Origin of the sequence: Paraburkholderia sp. GAS32, assembly GCF_050434225.1 — a bacterium.
Taxonomy (GTDB): domain Bacteria; phylum Pseudomonadota; class Gammaproteobacteria; order Burkholderiales; family Burkholderiaceae; genus Paraburkholderia; species Paraburkholderia madseniana.
This window is the reverse complement of sequence record NZ_JBNPVS010000013.1, coordinates 88,385-107,778: the sequence shown is the minus strand read 5'-3', so window position 1 is coordinate 107,778 and position 19,394 is coordinate 88,385. Positions and strand designations below refer to the sequence as shown.

Here is a 19,394-nt window from a genome sequence, read left to right as displayed (position 1 = left end):
AAAGTGGCTCATGTTGCAGCGCAGCAAAACCACTGTGCCGCGTCGACCTGCCGTCTCGCGTGAGACCTGGCCTCCGAAATCCTTTGGGCGCCTGCCCCGGGTCACTTTGGAGATCACTTATGCACAGCCCCGCGATCGAACATAGCGCCGCCTTCGGCCAACGCACTTTCAACATCTTCACCGACCTGCAGCTCGATGGGCTGGCGTGTCTGCAAAAGCTCGGCGAGCTCAATCTCGCGGCACTGAAGGCAACCGTCACCGAAAGCAAGAGCGCATTGTCGGCCGGCCAGTTCAACACCGCGCCGTTCGCCGGCGTGTCCGATTTGCAGCAGCAACTGGTTCAACGCACCTTGTCGTACGCGCAGCACGTCAAGGAAATTGACGCGCAATTCACCGCAGCGTTGACCAAGGCAGGTGAATCACTGCGCGAAGAGTTCGGCGCTAATGTGGCGCAACTCGGTTCGGGCTTCGGCCAAACCACGCCGTTCAGCTCGGATAGCGCATTCGGGGCAATGCAATCCGTGATGGCTTCGATGATTCATTCGAGCAATGTGGTGCAGGACAGCATCAAGCGTGCGTCCGGTATGGCCGGCACAGCGATCACCACCGCAGACGACGCAGCAAAATAAGTCTCACGTCGTAACGCGAGCAGACGAAAAGGGGCCAATCGGCCCCTTTCTCTTGTCCGGGTAGCTTTGGCGACACGCGTCTTGCGCGAAGTACGACGCGCTGCGGCGCCTGCGGGATGGCGACTTCAAGTTGGCAGCGGAATTGCCGACGTCAACCGGTGCCCAACGGCTTCAGCAAATTGCCCAACGCCGCGACGGTGATGGGTCGCGAGAACCAGAATCCTTGTGCCTCGTCACAGCCGAGCGCTTCCAGTTGCGCGGCCTGTTCGGCCGTCTCCACACCTTCGGCCGTCACCCGCAGCTTCAACGCATGGGCCATGGCGATAATGGCGCCGACGAGCGCCGCGCACTGCGGATCGGTACTCATGCGCATCACAAACGAGCGATCGATTTTCAGGCGATTCAGCGGAAAGCGCGTGAGATAAGCGAGACTCGAATAGCCGGTGCCAAAGTCATCCACCGCGACTTCAACGCCCAATTCGCGCAACGCATGCAGCGTCTGCAATGCCTGTTCGGTGTCGCCCAGCAGCACGCCCTCGGTGATTTCCAATTCAAGGTACGAAGGGTCGAGCGCGGCATCTTCGAGCGCCTCGCGGATCGTCTCGAACAGATTGTGCCGCTGGAACTGCTGCGGGGACACGTTCACCGCAACCCGTGGCAAGGTGCCGGTGAGCCGCAGCAATTTGCCGGCGTCGCGGCACGCGGTACGGATCACCCACTCGCCGATCTGCTCGATCAGGCCCGACTCTTCAGCGATCGGCACGAACTCGACCGGACTGATCAACCCACGCTGCGGATGATTCCAGCGCAGCAGCGTCTCCACTTGCGCGATGCGGCCATTGGAAAGCGTCACCTGCGGCTGATACACGAGATGCAGTTGCTGACGCTCGAGCGCTTCGCGCAGCATCGTCTCCAGTTCGAAGCGGCGCGCCGCCTGACCTTCGAGCGCGGTGGAAAAACGCCGCACCGCATTGCCGTTGACAGCCGATGCCGCCGACAACGCCACGCCCGCGCGACGCATCAGTGTCGGTGCATCGGCGCCGTCCGCAGGATAGGCGACGACGCCGATACTCGCCGTGATGTTCAGCGCGGTGCCCGCGTAGTCGATCGATTCGGCGATGCGGCCCAGTGCCTCAGCCGCAAAAGCATCGGCCGCCGCGCCGGTTTCATTGATCAGCAGCGCGAATTGCGTGCCACCGATCGAGGCGATCGTACCGTCGTGGGGGAACAGACCGCGCAGCCGTTCGCCGACGATCTGCAACACCAGTTCGGCCGCATGCAAACCGAGCGCATCGCGCAGCTTGCGCAAATGATCGAGTTCGGCGATCAACACGGTAAAACCACTGCCGCTGCGCTGACAGCGCGCAATCGTCAACTCGAGGCGTTCGGTGAAAAGTGTCTGATTGGGCAGACGGGTCACGCCGTCGTGATGCGAGACGTACCACAGGCGTGCCTCGGACTGCGCGTAGCGCGTCATGTCGATGGCAATGCCGACATAGCGGGCGGGCCCCGTGGTTACACCGCCAGGATGTGCCGGCTCGGCGGCGAGCGGCGCCAGCGCGAACACCACGCGAATTGGGGTGCCGTTGCGCCGCATGTAGGTCCATTCACCTTCATAGCGCGAGCCTAGCGCCGACAGCGGCGGCAATTCGGCGCGCCGCCTCGCGAGTTCGGCCGGGTCGTGCAAGGACTCAAAGGTGCGCCGGCCGATCAATTCTTCGGCGGTAAAGCCGGTCAGCTTCTCGAGAGCTGCGTTGACGGAGTCGAACGTGCCGTCGGCCGTGCAGATGAACATGCCGTAGGGCGCCGCCGCAAGCGCGGCGTCGCGTGTGCGCGCTTCGGCGTAGGGGTGAGCTTGCATCGCGCCGGCCTTTGATTTTCCTGGGTGTTAAAAGCGAATGAGGAAAGCGGGTGAGCTTTCTTCCTGACGCGCACGGCGCAACCGGCAAACCCGGCGGTTTCGGTCCGATCCGCCGGGTAACGTTCGTATGATAGCGGCTTTCCTGGCCGGGTCCACCGCACCGGCCGCACGTTCCTCGCCGCAATCGTTTCCCTCGGTGTATTCCCCGATTCCGGCAGCCGCATGCCCGTCATCGAGCACATCATAAAGCGCTCGCTATTACCGGGATACCCCGCGTCCCATGACTCAACGTACACCGGCCTTCGACGCCTTCGCACAGGGCTTCGCCGGATTGACGACCGCTATATCCATCGATATATTTCGCTCGCGATCCTTAGATAAAAAACCGCTGCCCCACTGCATGGATCCGCACGAAACAGGGTCCCGCTTTTCATGTCCAAGGAAGTCATCGATTCGCACCTTCTCAAGGTGCTGCACACGCTTCTGACCGAATCGAGCGTGTCGCGCACCGCAACGTTGCTCGGACAATCGCAGCCGACCGTCAGCGTGGCGCTGCGCAAACTGCGCGACATGACCGGCGATCCGCTGCTGGTGCGCAGCGGCAGCCGGATGGTTCTCACCGCGCACGCGCTCACGCTGATCGAACCCACGGCGCAGGCGCTGAACAATATCGCGGCCATTCTGCATCCCACCACGTCGTTCAATCCGGCCACCACCAGCCAGACCTTTCGGATCGGCTCGCCGGATTATCTCGATGCGTTCTTCGTCCCCGCCGTGGTCGATGCGTTTCATCGCGAAGCGCCCGGTGCGAAGCTCGAGTTCAGGCATCTGATGATGGTGGACGGCGGCTACGAACACGGCCTGGAAAGCGGCTTTCTCGATCTGGTGATCGGCAACTGGCGCACGCCACCGGAGCATCTACATTTGCAGCCGCTGTGCAAGGACGAACTGGTGTGTCTGATGCGCAACGGTCACCCCGTCAAGCCGGGGCGGCTTAGCAAGCCCGTCTACGAAGAGGCGGAACATCTGGCGGTGATGACGTACAACACGACGTCGTGGGGCACGGTCGATGTCGAACTCGCGCGCAATGGCCTGTCGCGCACCGTCACTACGACGCTGCCCTACTTCGGCATGGCGCCCTACGTTTTAGCGCGTTCCAATCTGCTGTTCACCACCACGCGTGCGCTCGCCACGCACTACACCAAGATGCTGCCGCTGCGTATCGAGCCGATTCCCGGCGAGCCGCAGGCGCTCACCTACTATCAACTCTGGCACGACCGCACGCATCGCAGCGTCGCCGCGATCTGGCTGCGCAGGCTGATCGCCAACGTCGCGAAAGATCTGGTTTCCTAAGCGTTCGCCGTCGGCACGCACTTCTTTCAAGCAGATAAAAAAAACGCCGCAGGCAGAGCTTGCGGCGCGAATGCGATCATCGGATGTGTTGCAGGTGACAGGCCCTTAAAACACCGAGCGATCACAAAGTGAGGTCGGTCAGACGGAAGATTGTTATGGGTTAGCTAGTCGCTAATGGCCCCTCTGTCATGGCCTTGATCAAGGCGGCCTTGCCCTCGATCGCCGCGCCGAGCAAGGCGAAGCCCAACGGACGCTCGCTGGTGGCATGCCGGCACACGGCGCGCGCCGCGTGTTTCGCAGCGTCGCCGGCGGTTTCGATCGACCATGCGCCCTCGCCCTCGGGCGCCACGACGACGGCGGGACTCGCGGGCGTCTTCACGGTAATCGGCATCACCGGGAAGGCGACGCGGGTCGGCTGCCCGGCCAGGGTGCGAGCGAGCGCTCGTGCGGCGTGCATGATCGGCAGGACATACGGCTGCACTTTGCCGTCGATCGCGGCACAGTCGCCGAGTGCGTAGATATCCGGTGCACTGGTGCGGCACCACGCATCGGTTCGAATGCCCTGATCGATCTCAAGACCCGCAGCAGCGGCCAACGCCGTACGCGGCACGAGGCCGACCGCCGACACGACCAGATCCGCGACGATCGGCTCGCCTTCGGCGAACGTCAGCCGGTAACCGTCCGACAGGCGGTCGATCCGATCCACACTGCGGCCAGGATGAAAACGGATGCCGCCATCGTCAAGCGCGCGGGCGAAAATCTCGCCCACGTCTTGCGGGAGCAAGCGCGCCAGCGGCGTCGAAGCCGGATCGATCAGACTGACCGCATAACCGGCGGCTGCCAGATCGTTGGCAAACTCGCAGCCGATCAGACCCGCGCCCAGAATCGCCACCGAGCGGCAACGCGTGAGCGCCAACCTGAAGCGCGCGTAATCGCCGAGGTCGTTGATCGACATCACGTCGGCCGCACCATCACCCGCCACTTTCAGGCGCCGTGGGTCCGCGCCCGTGGCCAGCACCAGCTTGCTGTAGCCGAGCAACGCATTGTCGACCACCAGCGTGTGCTCGGCCGGCAAAATGCGCTCCACACGCTGATTGACACGAATCCACGCGCCCAACTGCGCCGCCATCGCCATGGCGTCGAAACTCGCCAACGCCTGCGGCTCTTTCTTCATCGCCAGCGCATTCGACAACATCGGCTTCGAATAAAAGCTGCCGTCGTCGCGGCTGATCATCACGATCGGCACCGTGCTATCGAGCTTGCGCAATTCACGCGCAACCGTATAGCCCGCCATGCCCGTGCCGACGATCACCACCGGCTGTCCTTTGTCCCCATGCTGAGCGGCCGTCATGCGATCACCTGCATTTCAAAGTCGTGCTTGCCGGTCGCGCAGTCCGGGCACAACCAGTCGTCCGGTACATCTTCCCAACGCGTGCCCGGCGCAATGCCCGCTTCCGGCAGACCCAGTGCTTCGTCATAGCGAAAGCCGCAGATCACGCATTCCCATACTTTCATGACTTCTCTCCCGAATCACCAATCACCCATCACGAACGCGCACCGCGAACTAGCGCACATAGGCCTGGCCGAGGCCGATCTCGGCCAACGCCCGACGGTAGGCACCCGACGAACGGTCGGCGAGAATCGGCGCTTCCGCCGCGCGGTCGATCGGCAGATCTTCCGGGCGCTGCTGTTCGACGATCGCACGGTCTTCTTCGAACACCTGACGGTTGAACGCGTAGATGTCCTCGAGCGGCAAATCCTTATCGAAGTTACGCACGATCGGCACGAACAGACGCGTCTTGCGCGCGGACACCGGGCTCGCGGCATTCAGGATCGACAGGCGGCCGTTTTCGGGAAAGTGCACGGTCAAGCGCGCAAAGAACGGCACGTCCACGTCGAAGAAGCGGTGCCACAGATACCCCTCAGGCGCGCGATGCTGCATCGACTTCGGGAAGTTGCTGACCGTGCTTACGTACTCCGCGTGCATGCCGCGCTCACGCCGTTCGACCGAATACTGCGGCACCACCGGGTTATGCCGGTCGGCAAAACTGTCATGGTGAATCCATGCGAAATGCGCGACGTCGATGAAGCCTTCGGTCTGACGTCCCGCCGAAGCGTTGATGTCGATCGAGGGCGGCAGGATCTGCTGGAAGTCGGGATCGTCCCAGTTGGGAAACGCGGGCAACGCTTCGGTGCCGCCACCCAGCGAGACCCACACGAGGCCGTAAGCTTCCTGCGTCGCATACGTGACGAGATGCAAGCGCTCGGGAATCGGGCCATCCGTTTGCGACGGAATGTGCTTGCACTTGCCGTCGTTGCCGTACGCGAGGCCGTGATACGGGCACACGATATTGCCGTTATCAACCCACCCCTGGCTGAGCGGCGCGCCGCGATGTGGACAGATATCGCGCGCGCTCACCAGTTGGCCGTTCGAGCGGAATACGACCAGAGGCTCGTCGAGCAGCGTCACGCTGATGGGTTTGTCGGTCACGTCGGCGGCGAACGCCACCGGATGCCAGTAGCGGCTGAGAATCTCCCAGTCGTGGCTATCGAAGGTGCAATGGCGGGGTAAAGCGGGGGAACGTTGGAATGTCAGCGGCCTGGTGGTGGCGGCGGTGGCAGTAGCGGTGGCGGAACTCATGCATGTCTCCAAAACCTGGTGGGGGTTCGTCGCGCTCATGTGTTTTCTTGAGCGCGTGGAGAGAACGATAGCGGGACGAGGTCCGCCGACCCATCCCCTGAAATGCATCTAGTCTATGTATGAAAAAGCATAGGGTGCCACCGCACCGCTGGATCAGCGCTGCCTGAAACGCCTAGGCTGCGCGCGGAAGCGCGGCTTCGATAAACACCGCGCACAGTGCTTCCATGCCCTTCGCGTCTTCTTCATCGAAGCGCGCGACGACCGGGCTGTCGACATCCCACACGCCGATCAGCGTGCCGTCCGGTGCCACCAGCGGCACGACGATTTCCGATTGCGACGCCGAATCGCAGGCGATATGACCGGGGAATTCATGCACGTCGCGCACCACTTGCGTCTGACGGGTTTGGGCTGCCGTACCGCACACGCCCTTGCCGAGCGCAATGCGCACGCAGGCGGGCTTGCCCTGGAAGGGCCCGACCACCAGTTCGCGGCCGTCGTGAAAGTAGAAACCGGCCCAGTTCAGATCGCTCAGGGAATGGAACACGAACGCGGAGAAATTCGCCGCGTTGGCGATCCAGTCGGTTTCGTCGGCGAGCAGCGCGCGCGCCTGGGCGACCAGTTCTTCGTATTGCGCGGCCTTGGGGAGATGCGAGGCGGAGGAGACTTCGAACATGACGGCGTCCGTAATGAAAGCGGAAAGAGGAACAGCGAGGCGTGCAGTTTAAATCAAGCCGCCGTTTCCTTCACGGCACGCCGCGCTGCGCATGCTGCCCTCTTTCCGTTCGATCTACGTGCGACCTGACAGCGTTGTCCAGACGCCAAGCCTGCGAACAACGCCATGCATCGATCGTTATTCGACGCCGATGATCACGCTCGATGCCTTGAAGATCGCCGTCGCCGCTTTGCCGCTCGCGAGGCCGAGGCGGTCGACGCTTTCATTGGTGATGATCGCAGCGATCTGCGCGCCGCCCGCGCTGATGGTCACTTCCGAATTCACCGCGCCCTTGGTCACCGCCGACACGGTACCGGCGATGCAATTGCGTGCCGACACCTGGCTCTTCGCGACGTCGACCATCACGATCACCGACGACGCCTTGACCAGCGCAAAGGCCTTCTTGCCGGCAGCGAGGCCGAGCGACGTCGCGCTGCCGTGCGTGATGATCGCGACGATCTCAAGACCGTCCTGGGTGCGCAACGTGACTTCGTCGTTCACGGCACCGTGTTTGACTTCGGCGACTTCGCCGGCGAATTGATTGCGTGCGCTGGTTTGCATGTTGTTCTCCTGGTTGTGGAGCCTCGTGAAAGACGCTTCGAGGCGATGTGTCGAGTATAAAGAAACGCCCGGCCTGGACGGCCGCTTGCGCGTGAAGTGCGGTATGGCACAGGCGCTATTGACGATTCGAACCTCAATGAAACCACATAAACGTTGGGTAAATACACTCATGGCGCCGCAAACGCACAATGCCCCGCCCGTCGCGCGACACCGTATCATCGTGCCCTTGGACCATCACCGTCGAACTCCATGCCTGTCGCCGTCCTGCCCCGCTTTGCCGCACGCTTGGTCACTCGCGTGGCCGCCCGATTGCCGCACGCCCGCCGTGCCGCCACGCTATGCGCCGCCCTCGCAGCCGCCGCTACCTTCGCCGCCTGCAGCAATCCGTCGCCGACCCGCGACGCTCACGCGAGCGTCGACACGGTCGCACTGTTCCCGATCGCCAATTACGACCAGAACGTCGATCACTGGCTAGAACCGGACAGCCCCGGCTACGACCGGCCGTTCCTGAGTCCCGCAGATCAGCAGGCGCACTTCAGCGCCTTTTACGCACGCTATTTCGGCACCGGCACAACCGCGCAGTCGCCATGGAATTCCGCTTACGTGGCGATGCGCGTCTATCGCCAGCAAGGCGCGGACATTGTCGCGCTGCAGCAGCGCCGCATCGACAAGTTTGACAACACCGGCAAGAGCGGCGCGGCGCTCGGCTACGGCGAGAATTTCCGGCCGCACGACAAGGCGTGGATCGAAGCGATCGCTCAAAACATGGACGTTGGCCAGTTCACGCAGGAGGCGGTCTACAAACCCGAACGCCGCGCGATCGCAACCAGCAACCTGATGGTGCGCGAACTGCCGACCATGGACCCGTCGTTCTACGATCACCGCCTTGCCGGCGAAGGCTATCCGTTCGACAACCTGCAGATCTCCGCAGTACGTCCAGGCACGCCGCTGTATGTGCTGGGCAGCAGCATCGACGGCGCGTGGCGCTATGTGCAGACGCCCGACGTGCAAGGCTGGGTGCGCAGCGAAGGCGTCGGCCTGACTGACGACACCTTCGTCGACACGTGGCGCGCCGCCACCGCGAAGTCGCTGGGCGCCGTAATAGTCGCTTCGGCGCCGGTGCGCGACAGCCGCGGCGTGTTCCGCTTCGACGCGCCCGCCGGCACGCTGCTGCCGCTCGCCCCGGACCACGCGACGCGGCCCGCACCACATGCAAATCAACCCGCGAGCGAAGCCACCGACGCCCCCGCCTCCCGCAAACTCTTCGTCCCGGCCCGCGATGTGGACGGCCACGCGGTCATCCGCACCGCCCAACTGAGCGATGCCCAGATTGCCCCGATGCCGCTCGCCGCCACCCCGCGGCATCTGGCGATGTTGATGAAAACGCTGATCGGTCGGCCGTACGGCTGGGGCAATAGCGGCCTCTACAACGACTGTTCGTCGGAGCTGCAAAGCATCTTCGCGGCGTTCGGCGTGTGGCTGCCGCGCCATTCGTCGACGCAGATGCGCGCCGGACGCATGATCGATCTGTCCGCGTCGACGCCGGCACAACGGCTCGACTACCTCGCTCAGCACGGTGAACCGTTGCGCACGCTGATCTACATTGGCGGCCATGTGATGCTGTACATCGGCAACACGACCCGCAACGGCAGCGCGGTGCCGGTGGTCTACCAGGATGTGTGGGGCTTGCGTCCGGCCGACAATAGCCGGCGCGCGGTGATCGGCGGCTCGGTGATCCTGCCGCTGTTCGAGCACATCCCGGAAGATGCGACCTTGCAATCGCTTGCGGCGACCCCGACGTTCCAGATCAGCATCCTCGGCGCGCCGGGCGGTGGCGCGGCGACGCCGGCGACCCCTTCCACACCCGCCGCGCCACCGGACGACGACAATCCAGCCGGCTGAGGCACCGTATCGCACCGCACGGGCGTGCTTAAAAAATATTTTTCCCGGAGTGTCGATTCAACGGTGCTGCGCTCGTCGTAACGTTGAAGGCCTGGCTCACGCAGCCGGTCTTTCAACTCACGAACGTGTTACTTCAAGGAGTCGCCGTCATGTCCAGCCCCGCTGTCAAACCGATCCCGGACGGGATGCACTCGCTTACCCCGTATCTGATTTGCGCCAACGCCGCGGAAGCCATCGCGTTCTACACCAAGGCTTTCAACGCCGTCGAGGAATACCGCCTGCCCGGGCCGGGCGGCAAAGTGATGCACGCCAGCCTGAAGATCGGCGACTCCACGCTGATGCTGACCGACGAATGGCCCGACCACAACGCACTGGGCCCGAACGCGCTGAAAGGCACGCCGGTCACGATTCATTACTACGTGGAAGACGTCGACGCCAGTTTCAAGCAGGCCGTCGAGGCCGGCGCGACCGTCGCCATGCCGCTTGCCGACATGTTCTGGGGCGACCGCTACGGCCAGTTGAAGGACCCGTTCGGCCACAGTTGGTCGCTCGCCACGCACAAGCGCGACCTGACCCCGGAACAGATTCAGGAAGGCATGCAAGGCGCGGGGTGCGGCGCGCAATAAGCCGCGGCCCTTCGATCTTTGATAGGATCGGTCTCGACCCATAAACGGCGGGACATGAACGGTGCGCGTCAACCATCAGGCTTTCTTCTGCTCGCTGTTTGTCGCGCGTCTCGCCGATCAGGTCCTGCTGTTCCTCGTTCCACTCGTCGTGTTTCAGACGACGCACCAGGTCTCGTGGTCAGGTCTCGCGTTTTTTATCGAAACCCTGCCGCGTTACCTGGTCTTTCCCTTCTTCGGCGCCTTGTGCGACCGGATCTCGCCGCTCAAGCTGATGCGCGTGAGCCAGACCGTGCGAGCACTGGTGTGTTTCGGCGGCGTGCTGGCGTATGTGCTGTTTGGCGGCATCGGCTGGTTGATCGCGCTGTCGGCATTGTGCGGTGTACTCACAAGCCAGGGGCTGGTCGCTCGCGAAGTGATGCTGCCGCAAATCTTCAGCACTCAGCAATTCCAGCGTGTCCTCGCCTACTCGCAGTTGGCCGACCAGTTGGGTTTCGTACTCGGCCCGATGCTGGCCGCACTGCTGCTCGGCTTGTGGCGCTGGGAGTGGGTGGTCGGCGCAACGGGCGTGCTGTTTCTGCTTGCCGATGCGGCGCTGATGCTGTGGCAACACACCAGCGGTTTCCGCGCCGGTGATCCACCTCCCACTGCGCCGGGTCACTGGACGATGCCCCTGCGCATCGCGCTGCGCCATGTGCTGGTACTGCCCGGCCTGAAAAAAGTCGTGCTGCTCGCCGCAGCCGAAAATCTGGTGATCGGCGTGACGCTCGCGACATCCGCTGCGATGGTGACCGGCTTTCACGCGCAATCGAACCGCTACTATGCCGGCCTGCAAACCGCAGGCGCCGTGGCGACGGTGCTGATTCTCCTGACGATCGCGCGTAACACCTGGCCTGCGCAGACACTCGGCCGGGTCGCGTTCATTTCAATCTGTGCCGGCGGCGTGATCGCCGGCGCGAGTGCGGCGCCCTGGGGCTATGCACTCGGCTTCCTGCTGATTGTCGGCTTCGACAAGATGTTCAATGTCTACATCCGCAGCGCAAGGCAGAAAATCATTCCGCCCGAGGACTACGGCAAGACAACCGGCGCGGTGATCCTGTTGAACAACATGACGCAACCACTCGCCGGTTTGCTAGTCGGGGTGTTTTCGGCGCGCGCACAGACCGGCTTGCTGATCGTGGCGCTTTCGGTGGCGATGGGCTGCATCGGCGTGGCGGTGTCGCTCGGCTCGGCGCTGTTGCGACGCAAGCGCGCGCTCGCGCTTGGTGAATGAAGCCGCGCACGCCTGGTCGGCCGAAATTGCCCGTGCTTTGCGCACGGCGCCATCGGCACAAAACCGCCACGGGAGGCGAATGAATCCTATATTGCCTCACAGACAACATCGAACTTCATTAACTGCGTCGCCCCAAACGCATTGCTGATCGCGACGTCGGCGGCATCTCTCCCGCGCGCCATCAAAACCCGCCCCGTACGCGGCACATTGTTCCGCGGATCGAAGGTCTGCCAGCAGCCTCCCACATACGCTTCGAACCACGCGGCGAAATCCATCGTCGCATACGGCGGCGGCGTGCCGACATCGCTGATATAGCCCGTGCAATACCGTGCGGGGATATTCATCGCCCGACATAGCGTCACGGCCAGATGCGCGAAATCCCGGCACACGCCCTTCCTCTCCTGCCACGCCTGCCACGCGGTCTTGGTCGGCCGCGCGAAATCGTAGCCAAACACAATGTGCTCGTGCACGTAGTTGCAGATCGCATCCACGCGCCCGCGCCCGAGCGGCATCTTGCCGAACGTCTGCCACGCAAATTCGGATAGCAAATCAGTTTCGCAATACCGGCTGCCCAGCAGAAACACCAGCGTATCGTCAGGCAACGCCTCTACCGGATGCTGCTCGGTCAGCGGCGGCCGCCGCTCAGGCTCGGACGACACCTCGAGCACCGCGCTTGTCGAAAACGCAATCAGTCCCTGTGGCGCCACGATCCGGCTGCACAGATTGCCGAAGCCGTCGCGATACTGGCTGATCGGCACCGGCGGATTGACCGCCAGCAAATCCGGACTCAGCACGTCCTTCGCGTGCGAATAGTGCGTGTTCAACATCAGCATCATCGGCGTCGGTTGCACGCACTCATAGACCAGCTCGTAGCCAACGCGCAATTTCATCGCGACGCCCTCTTCCAGTTGAAACATTCAGTTGACGCGCCCGGTGAGCAACCTGAGTTGACACTCCCAGCTAACACGTTCGATTTGTGCAAGCCCAGTCATCCGGCTCGCCCCTCACTTTCCTTCGGTCACGCTCACATCGACCTGCAAACCGCGAAACGAATGCGGCGCGCCATGCCATGTGCCCCACAACGGCAACGCCTGGTAGTAGTTCCACGCCACCGCCACCCGAATCAGATGGCGATTGCCGACGATGCTATTGGTCGGATCGAAATCGACCCAGCCGGCGCCCGGCAGATAGATTTGCAGCCACGCATGCGTCGCACCGCCGCCTTGCACCGCGTCGTGCTCGGGCACGTCGGGCACGAACAGATAGCCACTCACAAAGCGCGCCGCGAGGCCGAGCGAGCGCACCGCATCCATCATCAGCACGGCGAAATCGCGGCAACTGCCGCTGCGGTTGCGCAAGGTGTCGCCAGGACGGTGCACGCCCTTCTCCGTGCGGCGCACATAGAAAAACGTGCTTTTTATGTCGAGTGTCATCGCGCGCAGCAACGCCATCGTGCCGCCGGTGCCGCTCTTGCCGCTCGCGCCGCTCACCCCGCCGCTGCCCGGCACGGGAACGAAGCGCCGTGCCCATTCGTCGACGTCGCGGTCGGGATACTGGCGGCTGCGTGCGTTCACGAGATCGGACGCTTCCTCGTTGGTGTACGCGAACGGCCAGTTCACCGCGTACGGCTCGAGCGCGTAGTCAGGCATGGGCGTTTCGAAGTGTTCGAGCGTCGCTTCGCTGTCGAAGCGCAATTCGCTCGCCTTGCCCGTGAAACTCGCGACCGCCACGGAATTGTCGAACACGTCGTGCAGCCAGTGCAGCCGCGACGGCGTCGGCGTAATCACCAAGCGGCTCGTGACGAGGCGCAAGTCGTGGCTGGCGCGCGGGCGGAACATCATCCGGTGTTCGCCGAACCGCACGGGTTCCGAGTAACGGTAGACGCTGACATGACGCACCGTGAAACGCTGTGGCTCAGTCATCTGACAGGCCGATGGATGCAACTGGATTCGTCCTGAGCATCACGTTCACGCTGGTAAAAACTGCTGCCGCAGCAGGCGCTGGGCGCCCGGCACGGTTTGATCCTGAAAGAGCCACGAACAAGGTTCGGCGTGGTGAGGTGCTGTCATCGACAAGCTTTCGCTTTGAGCATACACCCGCCATATTGGTTGAAATCACTCATTTGGCCGGAGGTGGCGCGCTCGCGGAAGTTATCAACAGAATCTGTTCGCAAATCTGTGCATAACTACCCGGCAAAATCGGCAAGCGCTTGATACGCCTACTGTTTCTACAGTGACGTCGAAGTCGGGCAGGCCCCGTGCGGCGCGCCAGCATCGAGCGCATCAAGCGCCTCAATCGCGCACAGTACTGGCGGCGCGGCTGGGCCCGGCTTCCTGCGCGGCCGGCGCGCCACGCTCTTCCTCGCGCCACTCCTGCCGCGAACGCACCATTCTGCGCACGGCGAGGCGCGCCATCTTCACCCAACCCGACGGACGCGGGTCGGCGAGCATGCTGAGCGCGCGGGCATAGTCGAGCGTGAGGCCCGGTGTCCACGCCATCGTCGCGGCGCGTTTGCGCAGTTGCGCAGCCACCCACAACTCCGGCGTCGTCATCACCCGCAGAAACGGCCGCCATCCGCCGAGGTTGCCCCATACCCGCGCCGACGCGCCTTCGATCGCCGCTTCCAGCGCGCGCGATACGCTGCTCGAGCAATTGCGGTGTGTCAGGTTGTAGGTCGTGTCCTGACGATAGGTGTCCCAGAAACGGCGCAGACGCGCGGGATCGTAATTGCGTATGCGCACCTGAACCGTGGACGGACACCACGCTTTCGATTCGGTCGGGTAGTCGGGCTGAAAAACACCGGGCACGTCGTTCTCGCGCGTCGCGCGCAGAAGCCGCGCGAAATCGTCGGGTGAACGATCGATCTCGACGCCCGGATATAAGCTGATGTAGATGCCTTCAGGCGATTCGAGCGCGGCATGCCCGGTCGATATCACGCCGTTACGATCCACCGCCGCAATATAACGATCGACGATCAACTGCCGCCGCGCCTCGCCCTTGGCCGAGCCGACCGGCGTCCACACGTGCACGGTCAACGCATCTTCATCGGCGCTGGGCGGGCCGTCCCATTCCACCGCGCTCAACCGACCGGGCGCGACCGCACCCGCCGCAGAGTTGGCCGCATCCGCGCTTGCATCATCCGACGCCACTGCGGGATTCGAGGCGAGACGCCGCACGCGTGTACTCAGCAGAATCAGGTTCCAGCCGCCGAATATCAGACCGAGGCCGAGACAGTACGGCACGGTGCCCACATAGTGCGTCGGATAAGGCTGATAGAAGAAAACCGCCAGCGCGATTTCAACACCCCCACCTATCATCGCGAGCCGCCAGGTGCGATAACGAACGACCTTCGCGGAAACGATCTGCAGCAGACCGTCGGCGAGAAAGAGCGTGCCGAAGATCATCGACAGAATGAAGTTGCCGTGATGATGGCCGGCGAGAATCAGCGCCGCCGCAAAGCAGAATGCGATGCCCTTCACATAGCGCAGCGTGCGTTGCCCGCCCATGCCAGTCCACGCGACGGTCAGCGTAGCGAGCCCTTCGAGCAACAGCAACAGCGCAAACGGCGTAATCGGGAAATAGAGCGCGCTATCGAGCGCGTCGATGAACACCACCACACCGAGCACGAGGCTCACCCAGCCGATCAACTGCAACGAGCGCCAGCGCGCGCGTAGGTAATCGACACCCAGCAGGATCATAACCAGTCGAACCATTGCAAGCCCTCCGTGATCGATGCGCCTTTCTGAACGCAATCTTAACCATATTCACGGCGCTGGCGCGAACGGGTTCGGTGTAGCGGTGGTCTGCGCGTGATGACGCTTTCACGCAGCGCCGCTTCGCGAATGCATCGTGCATCGACACCGCACGATCGCAGCAAGATCCTCAGACGTACTTGTGGCGCTCATGCCGATGCGCCTTCGACGGACGTGCGCCGCGCTTGCTCGCACTCGCGGCCGCATGCGGTTCATCATCGTGCGGCGAGATGCGCGGGGTGGCATAAGGACCGTTCGGCAACACGGCGGGGCTTTGCGGGGTTGCCGCGCTTTGTGGCGCAGTCGATGAAGTCTGTGCAGCGGGCAACGGCCCCGTTGCGGCGTCGATCACCTTCTGCAATTCGTCCTGCGCGTACGCTGGCAGCGGCGCGGGAGGATACGTCGCGTTGGCAGCCATGGCAGTGGAGGTGGCAGAGACGGCACAGGCAAGGCCGAGGGCGATCATCAAGTGGGCGATTTTCATGTCGAGTCCTGGTCAGGATGACGCGACTCGCATGATGGAAAGCGTGGCGCGCGTCAATGGATCGGAAGGTTCCTGACGGCTTGAACCGTCAGCACAAACAGTGTGACGGCCGGGACATGAAGGGTAAATTTTATTAAGCCGGATTCAGATAACCATAATCTGGCTTAATAAGCGCCGGCGCGAAGCATTCTCGACGCGCCGGCCTGCAACGGACAAACGCAGTTCCGGCGAATGTCACTCAGGCAGCCGCGGCTTGCGGCATTTCCATGCCCTGCTCTCCACCCAATGCGTCGAGCAGATCGCACAGCATGCGATCGAGTTCGGCGGTCATCAGCGTGACGTCGGAATCGAAGCGCTCGTCGTCGTTCTGCGCGGTGGGGTCGCTTGCTTCCTTGAGGACATCGAGCGGCGCGATGCGCTTGATTATCAACGAAGGCGTCAGCACGAACGACACGCGATCGTTCCACGTCATCGCGAGACGCATGCATTGCTTGCCGGCTTCGATATGACGGCGCATATCTTCGGCATCCAAAGTATGTCCGACGTAGCGCACCGTCGCGTTGCCTTCCGTCGGCGAGCGCAATTCGGTGTCCTGGTCGAGCGTGAAGCCCGCGGGACCCTCGCCGGAAAGCAGCCATCCGGTCATCGCCGCCACCGGAGATTGCGTGACGCGCACGGTGCCGAGCGGCAGTTGATCGATCGACTTCACCAGCAGGCCGCGCACTTCGTCGGCGACCGCTTGCGAGCCCGCGTCGATCACGAGCCAGCCGTTCCTGGTATCGATCCACACGCGCGTATCGCGACGAATGCTGAAGGCGCGCGGTAGCAGTTCGTCGGTCACCTGCTCCTTGAGTTCGCGCATCTGCTTGCGGCCAGGTTTGAAGCCCTGCTGCTCTTCGAGTTCGAGCGCACGCGCCTTGGTCACTTGCGTGACGACCGAAGCCGGCAGCAGTTTCTTTTCGGCGCGAAACACCAGCAGCATCTGGCCATTGAGCGAATACACCAGCGAGTCGTTGTCGCGCGGCGACGCCCAGCCGTGGCTTTGCATCTCGACGCTGTTGCCGGGCGCGAACGCGTGCGGCGCGAGCCATTTCTCCATTTGTTCAGGGGTGACGGACCACGGAGCGGGAAGACGGTGCAACTGAAGGTTTTTGAACCACATTGGCGGGGTCTTGTATGGGCAAAGCGCGTCATTCTATATGACTCGGAGAAGATGACGTGGTCGGGCGCGTGCCCGCACGCTCGGTGCCGACGCGACGCCACCGCAACGATGATTTTCAAATCAAACTCGAAAATCCTTTAAGCAACAGACCGATTATCAAACACAGCCGTTAGCCAGAGAATGCGTTTCATCAAATCAACTTCTCCGGAGCGTGTCATGTCCCCAACCTTCATTTACAGATTTGCCAGTCACGCGCTGCTCGCAGCGGGCCTCGCCGGCGCCGTGAGCGCACACGCAGCGAGCGCTGACACCTTGCCAGTGCCCCATCACATTGCCGTCGACTCCGCTTCGGCGAAGAGCGCCGCGATCGTGCGGACCGCGCGTCGCTACGCCGCGTTCTGGAATACTGGCGACGAGGCCTACGCGAAACTCGCACTGTCACCGGCGTTCGTCGACCGCACCTTGCCGGACGGCCGGCAGCAAGGTCCGAGCGGTCCGTTGCAGGCATCGAAGGGGTTTCGCGCGGCGGTGCCTGACCTGCACGCCGAAATCGACGACCTCGTGGTGGCGGGCGATCGCGCATCGGTTCATCTGCATTTCTATGGGCACTTCACCGGGCAGTTCCAGAACCTCGACGGCAATGGCCAGACCGTCGACTTCCAGGCTTTCGATCTTTATCGCGTGGAGGGCGGCCGCATCGTCGAAAACTGGCACCTCGAAGACAATCTGACCCTGCACAAACAGCTCAGGGCGATCAAACCATAGTGGTTTAGCCCCATCAGTCTTGAGGCGCGCTTTACGTTCAAATCAGCTAGACTTTTTGAGAAGCGCACGACAAAGACGGAGGCGGCCATGGCCGATGAAACCGCACCTTGGCAGATGGTGGAGTACGAGGGTTTCGAAATTCACGTGGCGCCCTTCCCGAAAAATCCGCCCGACGAAACGAAGCCGTCGGCCGCGCCTGATAACCGCTACACGTATGTCGGTTACGTGTGCCATCCGGGCGCCGATCCGGCCATCCCGGGGCATGCGGTGCCGTTCCATCCGGATGGCGAAGAGAGCTTCGCCGGCATGGAAGACGCGCTCTACGAGGGTGTGCATGTGGGTCGCAGCATCGTCGACGGCACGCACCCGGATTTAACGGTGCTGCCGCTGGTGACGGGCGGGGTGTGAACCTCGTTTGCGGTTCAGCGAGGCATTTGCACGCTCAGCGCGTCCTGCTTCGTCAAAAGACGTAGCGCGAGGTCCAGCATCCGCTGGTTGGCGCTTGCGGGCGTGAACGTCTCGACTTTTCGCAGTGCCGCCTGCACGAGACTCTGGCGTAGCTCGGTGTCCTTGAGTAGCCGCTCGATTGCGCGCGCCATCGCGTCCACGTCTCCCGGCGGCACTAGCAGGCCGGCCTTGCCGCCCTCCAGCAAATCCCGCGGACCGGTTGGGCAATCCGCCGAAAGCACCGGTGTGCCGAGCGCCATGGCCTCGCCGAGCACCATGCCGAAACCCTCGTAGCGGCTACTCAATACGAGCAACTTCGCCTGACGGATATAGGGCGGCGGATTGGCACAGAAACCCAGAAAATGCACCGAAGCGCCGATGCCCAATTCGTCGGCGAGTTGCTCGAGCTCGCGCCGGTCCCGCCCCTCGCCGATCAGGACGAGCACCGCTTCGCAGCGGCCGCCCTTGCGTACCTGAGCGTAGGCTCGCAACAGCGTCTTGTGGTCCTTCTGACCTTCGTCCAGACGCGCCACCGAAACGATGAACGACTCCGCCGGACGTTCGATCTCCGCGCGCGCCGCGCGCCGCAGTGCGTCGACGTCGATCACATTCGGCAATTCGACAATGTCCGGGCCGGTTGCCGAAAAGAGTTCTTGCGCCTCGTTCAGCATGGCGGGGGTCAGCACGGCGATCGCCGAGTAACGCGAATAATGCCTAACGCGACGGGCGACGTAACGCTTGCTCTTGCTGCCGAGCCGCGCCGCGAGGCTGAAATGGCTCACGCCGAACCAGGGCACGTCGCAACTGCCCGCCAGATGGCGCAGCGAAAAATCGAAATCGCAGATCAGATCGTGCTGCTTTGCGAGACGCCGCATACGAAACGCCGCCAGCGGCCGGATGGCGCAGTAGGTCAACAGCTTGTGCAATAACTTCACGCCGACACCGAGTCTGCGCCGACGAGCCGCCTGATGAAGCGCGTACATCCATTTCGACGAGGCAAGGACGTGCACAGGCACATCGGCGGGTATCGACTGCGCGCGCCAGAACGACAGGTCGTCGGTCGGATAGGCCACCGACAGGCTCGGCGCGAACAGCCGCCGGTCGAGCGTCTTCAGCCAGGACAGCAGCGCGGTCTCGGTGCCGCCTTTTCCGAAATCGTTGATATGAAACAGGATGCGCAGCGGCGGGCGGTCAGCTTCAGTAGCGTGAGGGTTCGCGTTCGTCATCCT

19 protein-coding genes are annotated in these 19,394 nt (G+C 63.0%); 7 read left to right on the top strand and 12 right to left on the bottom strand.

Annotated features, from left to right (window positions below; all coding sequences use genetic code 11):
- The first annotated feature begins 119 nt into the window (after window positions 1-119).
- Window positions 120-629: a phasin family protein gene (locus P3T25_RS17820; protein WP_154562217.1), complete on the top strand. Its 510-nt coding sequence runs from the start codon at window positions 120-122 to the stop codon at window positions 627-629.
- A 151-nt stretch (window positions 630-780) separates the two neighbouring features.
- Here P3T25_RS17820 and P3T25_RS17815 read toward each other — a convergent pair whose 3' ends face one another.
- Entirely contained in the window at window positions 781-2,490 is a 1,710-nt protein-coding gene (locus tag P3T25_RS17815; RefSeq protein ID WP_154562215.1) for a putative bifunctional diguanylate cyclase/phosphodiesterase, read from the bottom strand.
- 432 nt (window positions 2,491-2,922) lie between these two features.
- Between P3T25_RS17815 and P3T25_RS17810 the strand changes: the two genes are divergently transcribed.
- The gene (locus P3T25_RS17810; protein WP_429358541.1) at window positions 2,923-3,843 is read left to right on the top strand and encodes a LysR family transcriptional regulator; all 921 of its coding nucleotides are present in this window, start codon (window positions 2,923-2,925) and stop codon (window positions 3,841-3,843) included.
- A 160-nt stretch (window positions 3,844-4,003) separates the two neighbouring features.
- Here P3T25_RS17810 and P3T25_RS17805 read toward each other — a convergent pair whose 3' ends face one another.
- The 5 genes from P3T25_RS17805 to P3T25_RS17785 all read right to left on the bottom strand — a co-directional run bounded on the left by P3T25_RS17805 (window position 4,004) and on the right by P3T25_RS17785 (window position 7,757).
- On the bottom strand, window positions 4,004-5,194 hold the full coding sequence (locus P3T25_RS17805; RefSeq protein ID WP_266239405.1) for an NAD(P)/FAD-dependent oxidoreductase: 1,191 nt from the start codon (window positions 5,192-5,194) through the stop codon (window positions 4,004-4,006).
- Complete coding sequence (locus P3T25_RS17800; protein WP_093639504.1) at window positions 5,191-5,358, bottom strand: rubredoxin; 168 nt, start codon at window positions 5,356-5,358, stop codon at window positions 5,191-5,193. Before P3T25_RS17800 ends, P3T25_RS17805 begins: the two co-directional genes overlap by 4 nt.
- Window positions 5,359-5,407: 49 nt before the next feature.
- Window positions 5,408-6,484: an aromatic ring-hydroxylating oxygenase subunit alpha gene (locus tag P3T25_RS17795; protein WP_266239404.1), complete on the bottom strand. Its 1,077-nt coding sequence runs from the start codon at window positions 6,482-6,484 to the stop codon at window positions 5,408-5,410.
- Between the two features lie 172 nt (window positions 6,485-6,656).
- The gene (locus tag P3T25_RS17790) at window positions 6,657-7,157 is read right to left on the bottom strand and encodes a GAF domain-containing protein (protein WP_266239403.1); all 501 of its coding nucleotides are present in this window, start codon (window positions 7,155-7,157) and stop codon (window positions 6,657-6,659) included.
- Between the two features lie 177 nt (window positions 7,158-7,334).
- Window positions 7,335-7,757 carry a TOBE domain-containing protein gene (locus tag P3T25_RS17785; protein ID WP_154562205.1) on the bottom strand — a complete coding sequence of 141 codons (423 nt, stop codon included), beginning with the start codon at window positions 7,755-7,757 and terminating at the stop codon, window positions 7,335-7,337.
- Window positions 7,758-8,006: 249 nt separating this feature from the next.
- Between P3T25_RS17785 and P3T25_RS17780 the strand changes: the two genes are divergently transcribed.
- The 3 genes from P3T25_RS17780 (at window position 8,007) to P3T25_RS17770 (ending at window position 11,555) form a co-directional block, all read left to right on the top strand.
- Window positions 8,007-9,659 carry an SH3 domain-containing protein gene (locus P3T25_RS17780; protein ID WP_429358540.1) on the top strand — a complete coding sequence of 551 codons (1,653 nt, stop codon included), beginning with the start codon at window positions 8,007-8,009 and terminating at the stop codon, window positions 9,657-9,659.
- A gap of 149 nt (window positions 9,660-9,808) precedes the next feature.
- Window positions 9,809-10,285, top strand: coding sequence for a VOC family protein (locus P3T25_RS17775; RefSeq protein ID WP_429358539.1), 477 nt, complete (start codon window positions 9,809-9,811; stop codon window positions 10,283-10,285).
- A 61-nt stretch (window positions 10,286-10,346) separates the two neighbouring features.
- Window positions 10,347-11,555, top strand: coding sequence for an MFS transporter (locus P3T25_RS17770; RefSeq protein WP_168435773.1), 1,209 nt, complete (start codon window positions 10,347-10,349; stop codon window positions 11,553-11,555).
- An 86-nt stretch (window positions 11,556-11,641) separates the two neighbouring features.
- Here the strand turns inward: P3T25_RS17770 and P3T25_RS17765 are convergent, their stop codons facing one another.
- The 5 genes from P3T25_RS17765 to P3T25_RS17745 form a co-directional block, all read right to left on the bottom strand.
- Complete coding sequence (locus P3T25_RS17765; protein ID WP_154562199.1) at window positions 11,642-12,445, bottom strand: transglutaminase-like domain-containing protein; 804 nt, start codon at window positions 12,443-12,445, stop codon at window positions 11,642-11,644.
- A gap of 114 nt (window positions 12,446-12,559) precedes the next feature.
- Window positions 12,560-13,477 (bottom strand): transglutaminase family protein, encoded by a 918-nt coding sequence (locus P3T25_RS17760; RefSeq protein WP_154562197.1) that lies wholly within the window; start codon window positions 13,475-13,477, stop codon window positions 12,560-12,562.
- A 369-nt stretch (window positions 13,478-13,846) separates the two neighbouring features.
- Window positions 13,847-15,268: an HdeD family acid-resistance protein gene (locus tag P3T25_RS17755; RefSeq protein ID WP_429358538.1), complete on the bottom strand. Its 1,422-nt coding sequence runs from the start codon at window positions 15,266-15,268 to the stop codon at window positions 13,847-13,849.
- A 169-nt stretch (window positions 15,269-15,437) separates the two neighbouring features.
- Window positions 15,438-15,791 carry a hypothetical protein gene (locus P3T25_RS17750; protein ID WP_154562193.1) on the bottom strand — a complete coding sequence of 118 codons (354 nt, stop codon included), beginning with the start codon at window positions 15,789-15,791 and terminating at the stop codon, window positions 15,438-15,440.
- Between the two features lie 238 nt (window positions 15,792-16,029).
- Window positions 16,030-16,953: a recombination-associated protein RdgC gene (locus tag P3T25_RS17745; protein ID WP_154562191.1), complete on the bottom strand. Its 924-nt coding sequence runs from the start codon at window positions 16,951-16,953 to the stop codon at window positions 16,030-16,032.
- A gap of 216 nt (window positions 16,954-17,169) precedes the next feature.
- Here P3T25_RS17745 and P3T25_RS17740 point away from each other — a divergent pair, with 216 nt between their 5' ends.
- Window positions 17,170-17,718, top strand: a complete 549-nt coding sequence (locus P3T25_RS17740; protein WP_429358537.1) for an ester cyclase — start codon at window positions 17,170-17,172, stop codon at window positions 17,716-17,718.
- Window positions 17,719-17,805: 87 nt separating this feature from the next.
- Window positions 17,806-18,126: a hypothetical protein gene (locus tag P3T25_RS17735; protein ID WP_154562187.1), complete on the top strand. Its 321-nt coding sequence runs from the start codon at window positions 17,806-17,808 to the stop codon at window positions 18,124-18,126.
- 14 nt (window positions 18,127-18,140) lie between these two features.
- Here the strand turns inward: P3T25_RS17735 and P3T25_RS17730 are convergent, their stop codons facing one another.
- Window positions 18,141-19,391, bottom strand: a complete 1,251-nt coding sequence (locus P3T25_RS17730) for a glycosyltransferase (protein WP_429358536.1) — start codon at window positions 19,389-19,391, stop codon at window positions 18,141-18,143.
- Between the last annotated feature and the right edge of the window lie 3 nt (window positions 19,392-19,394).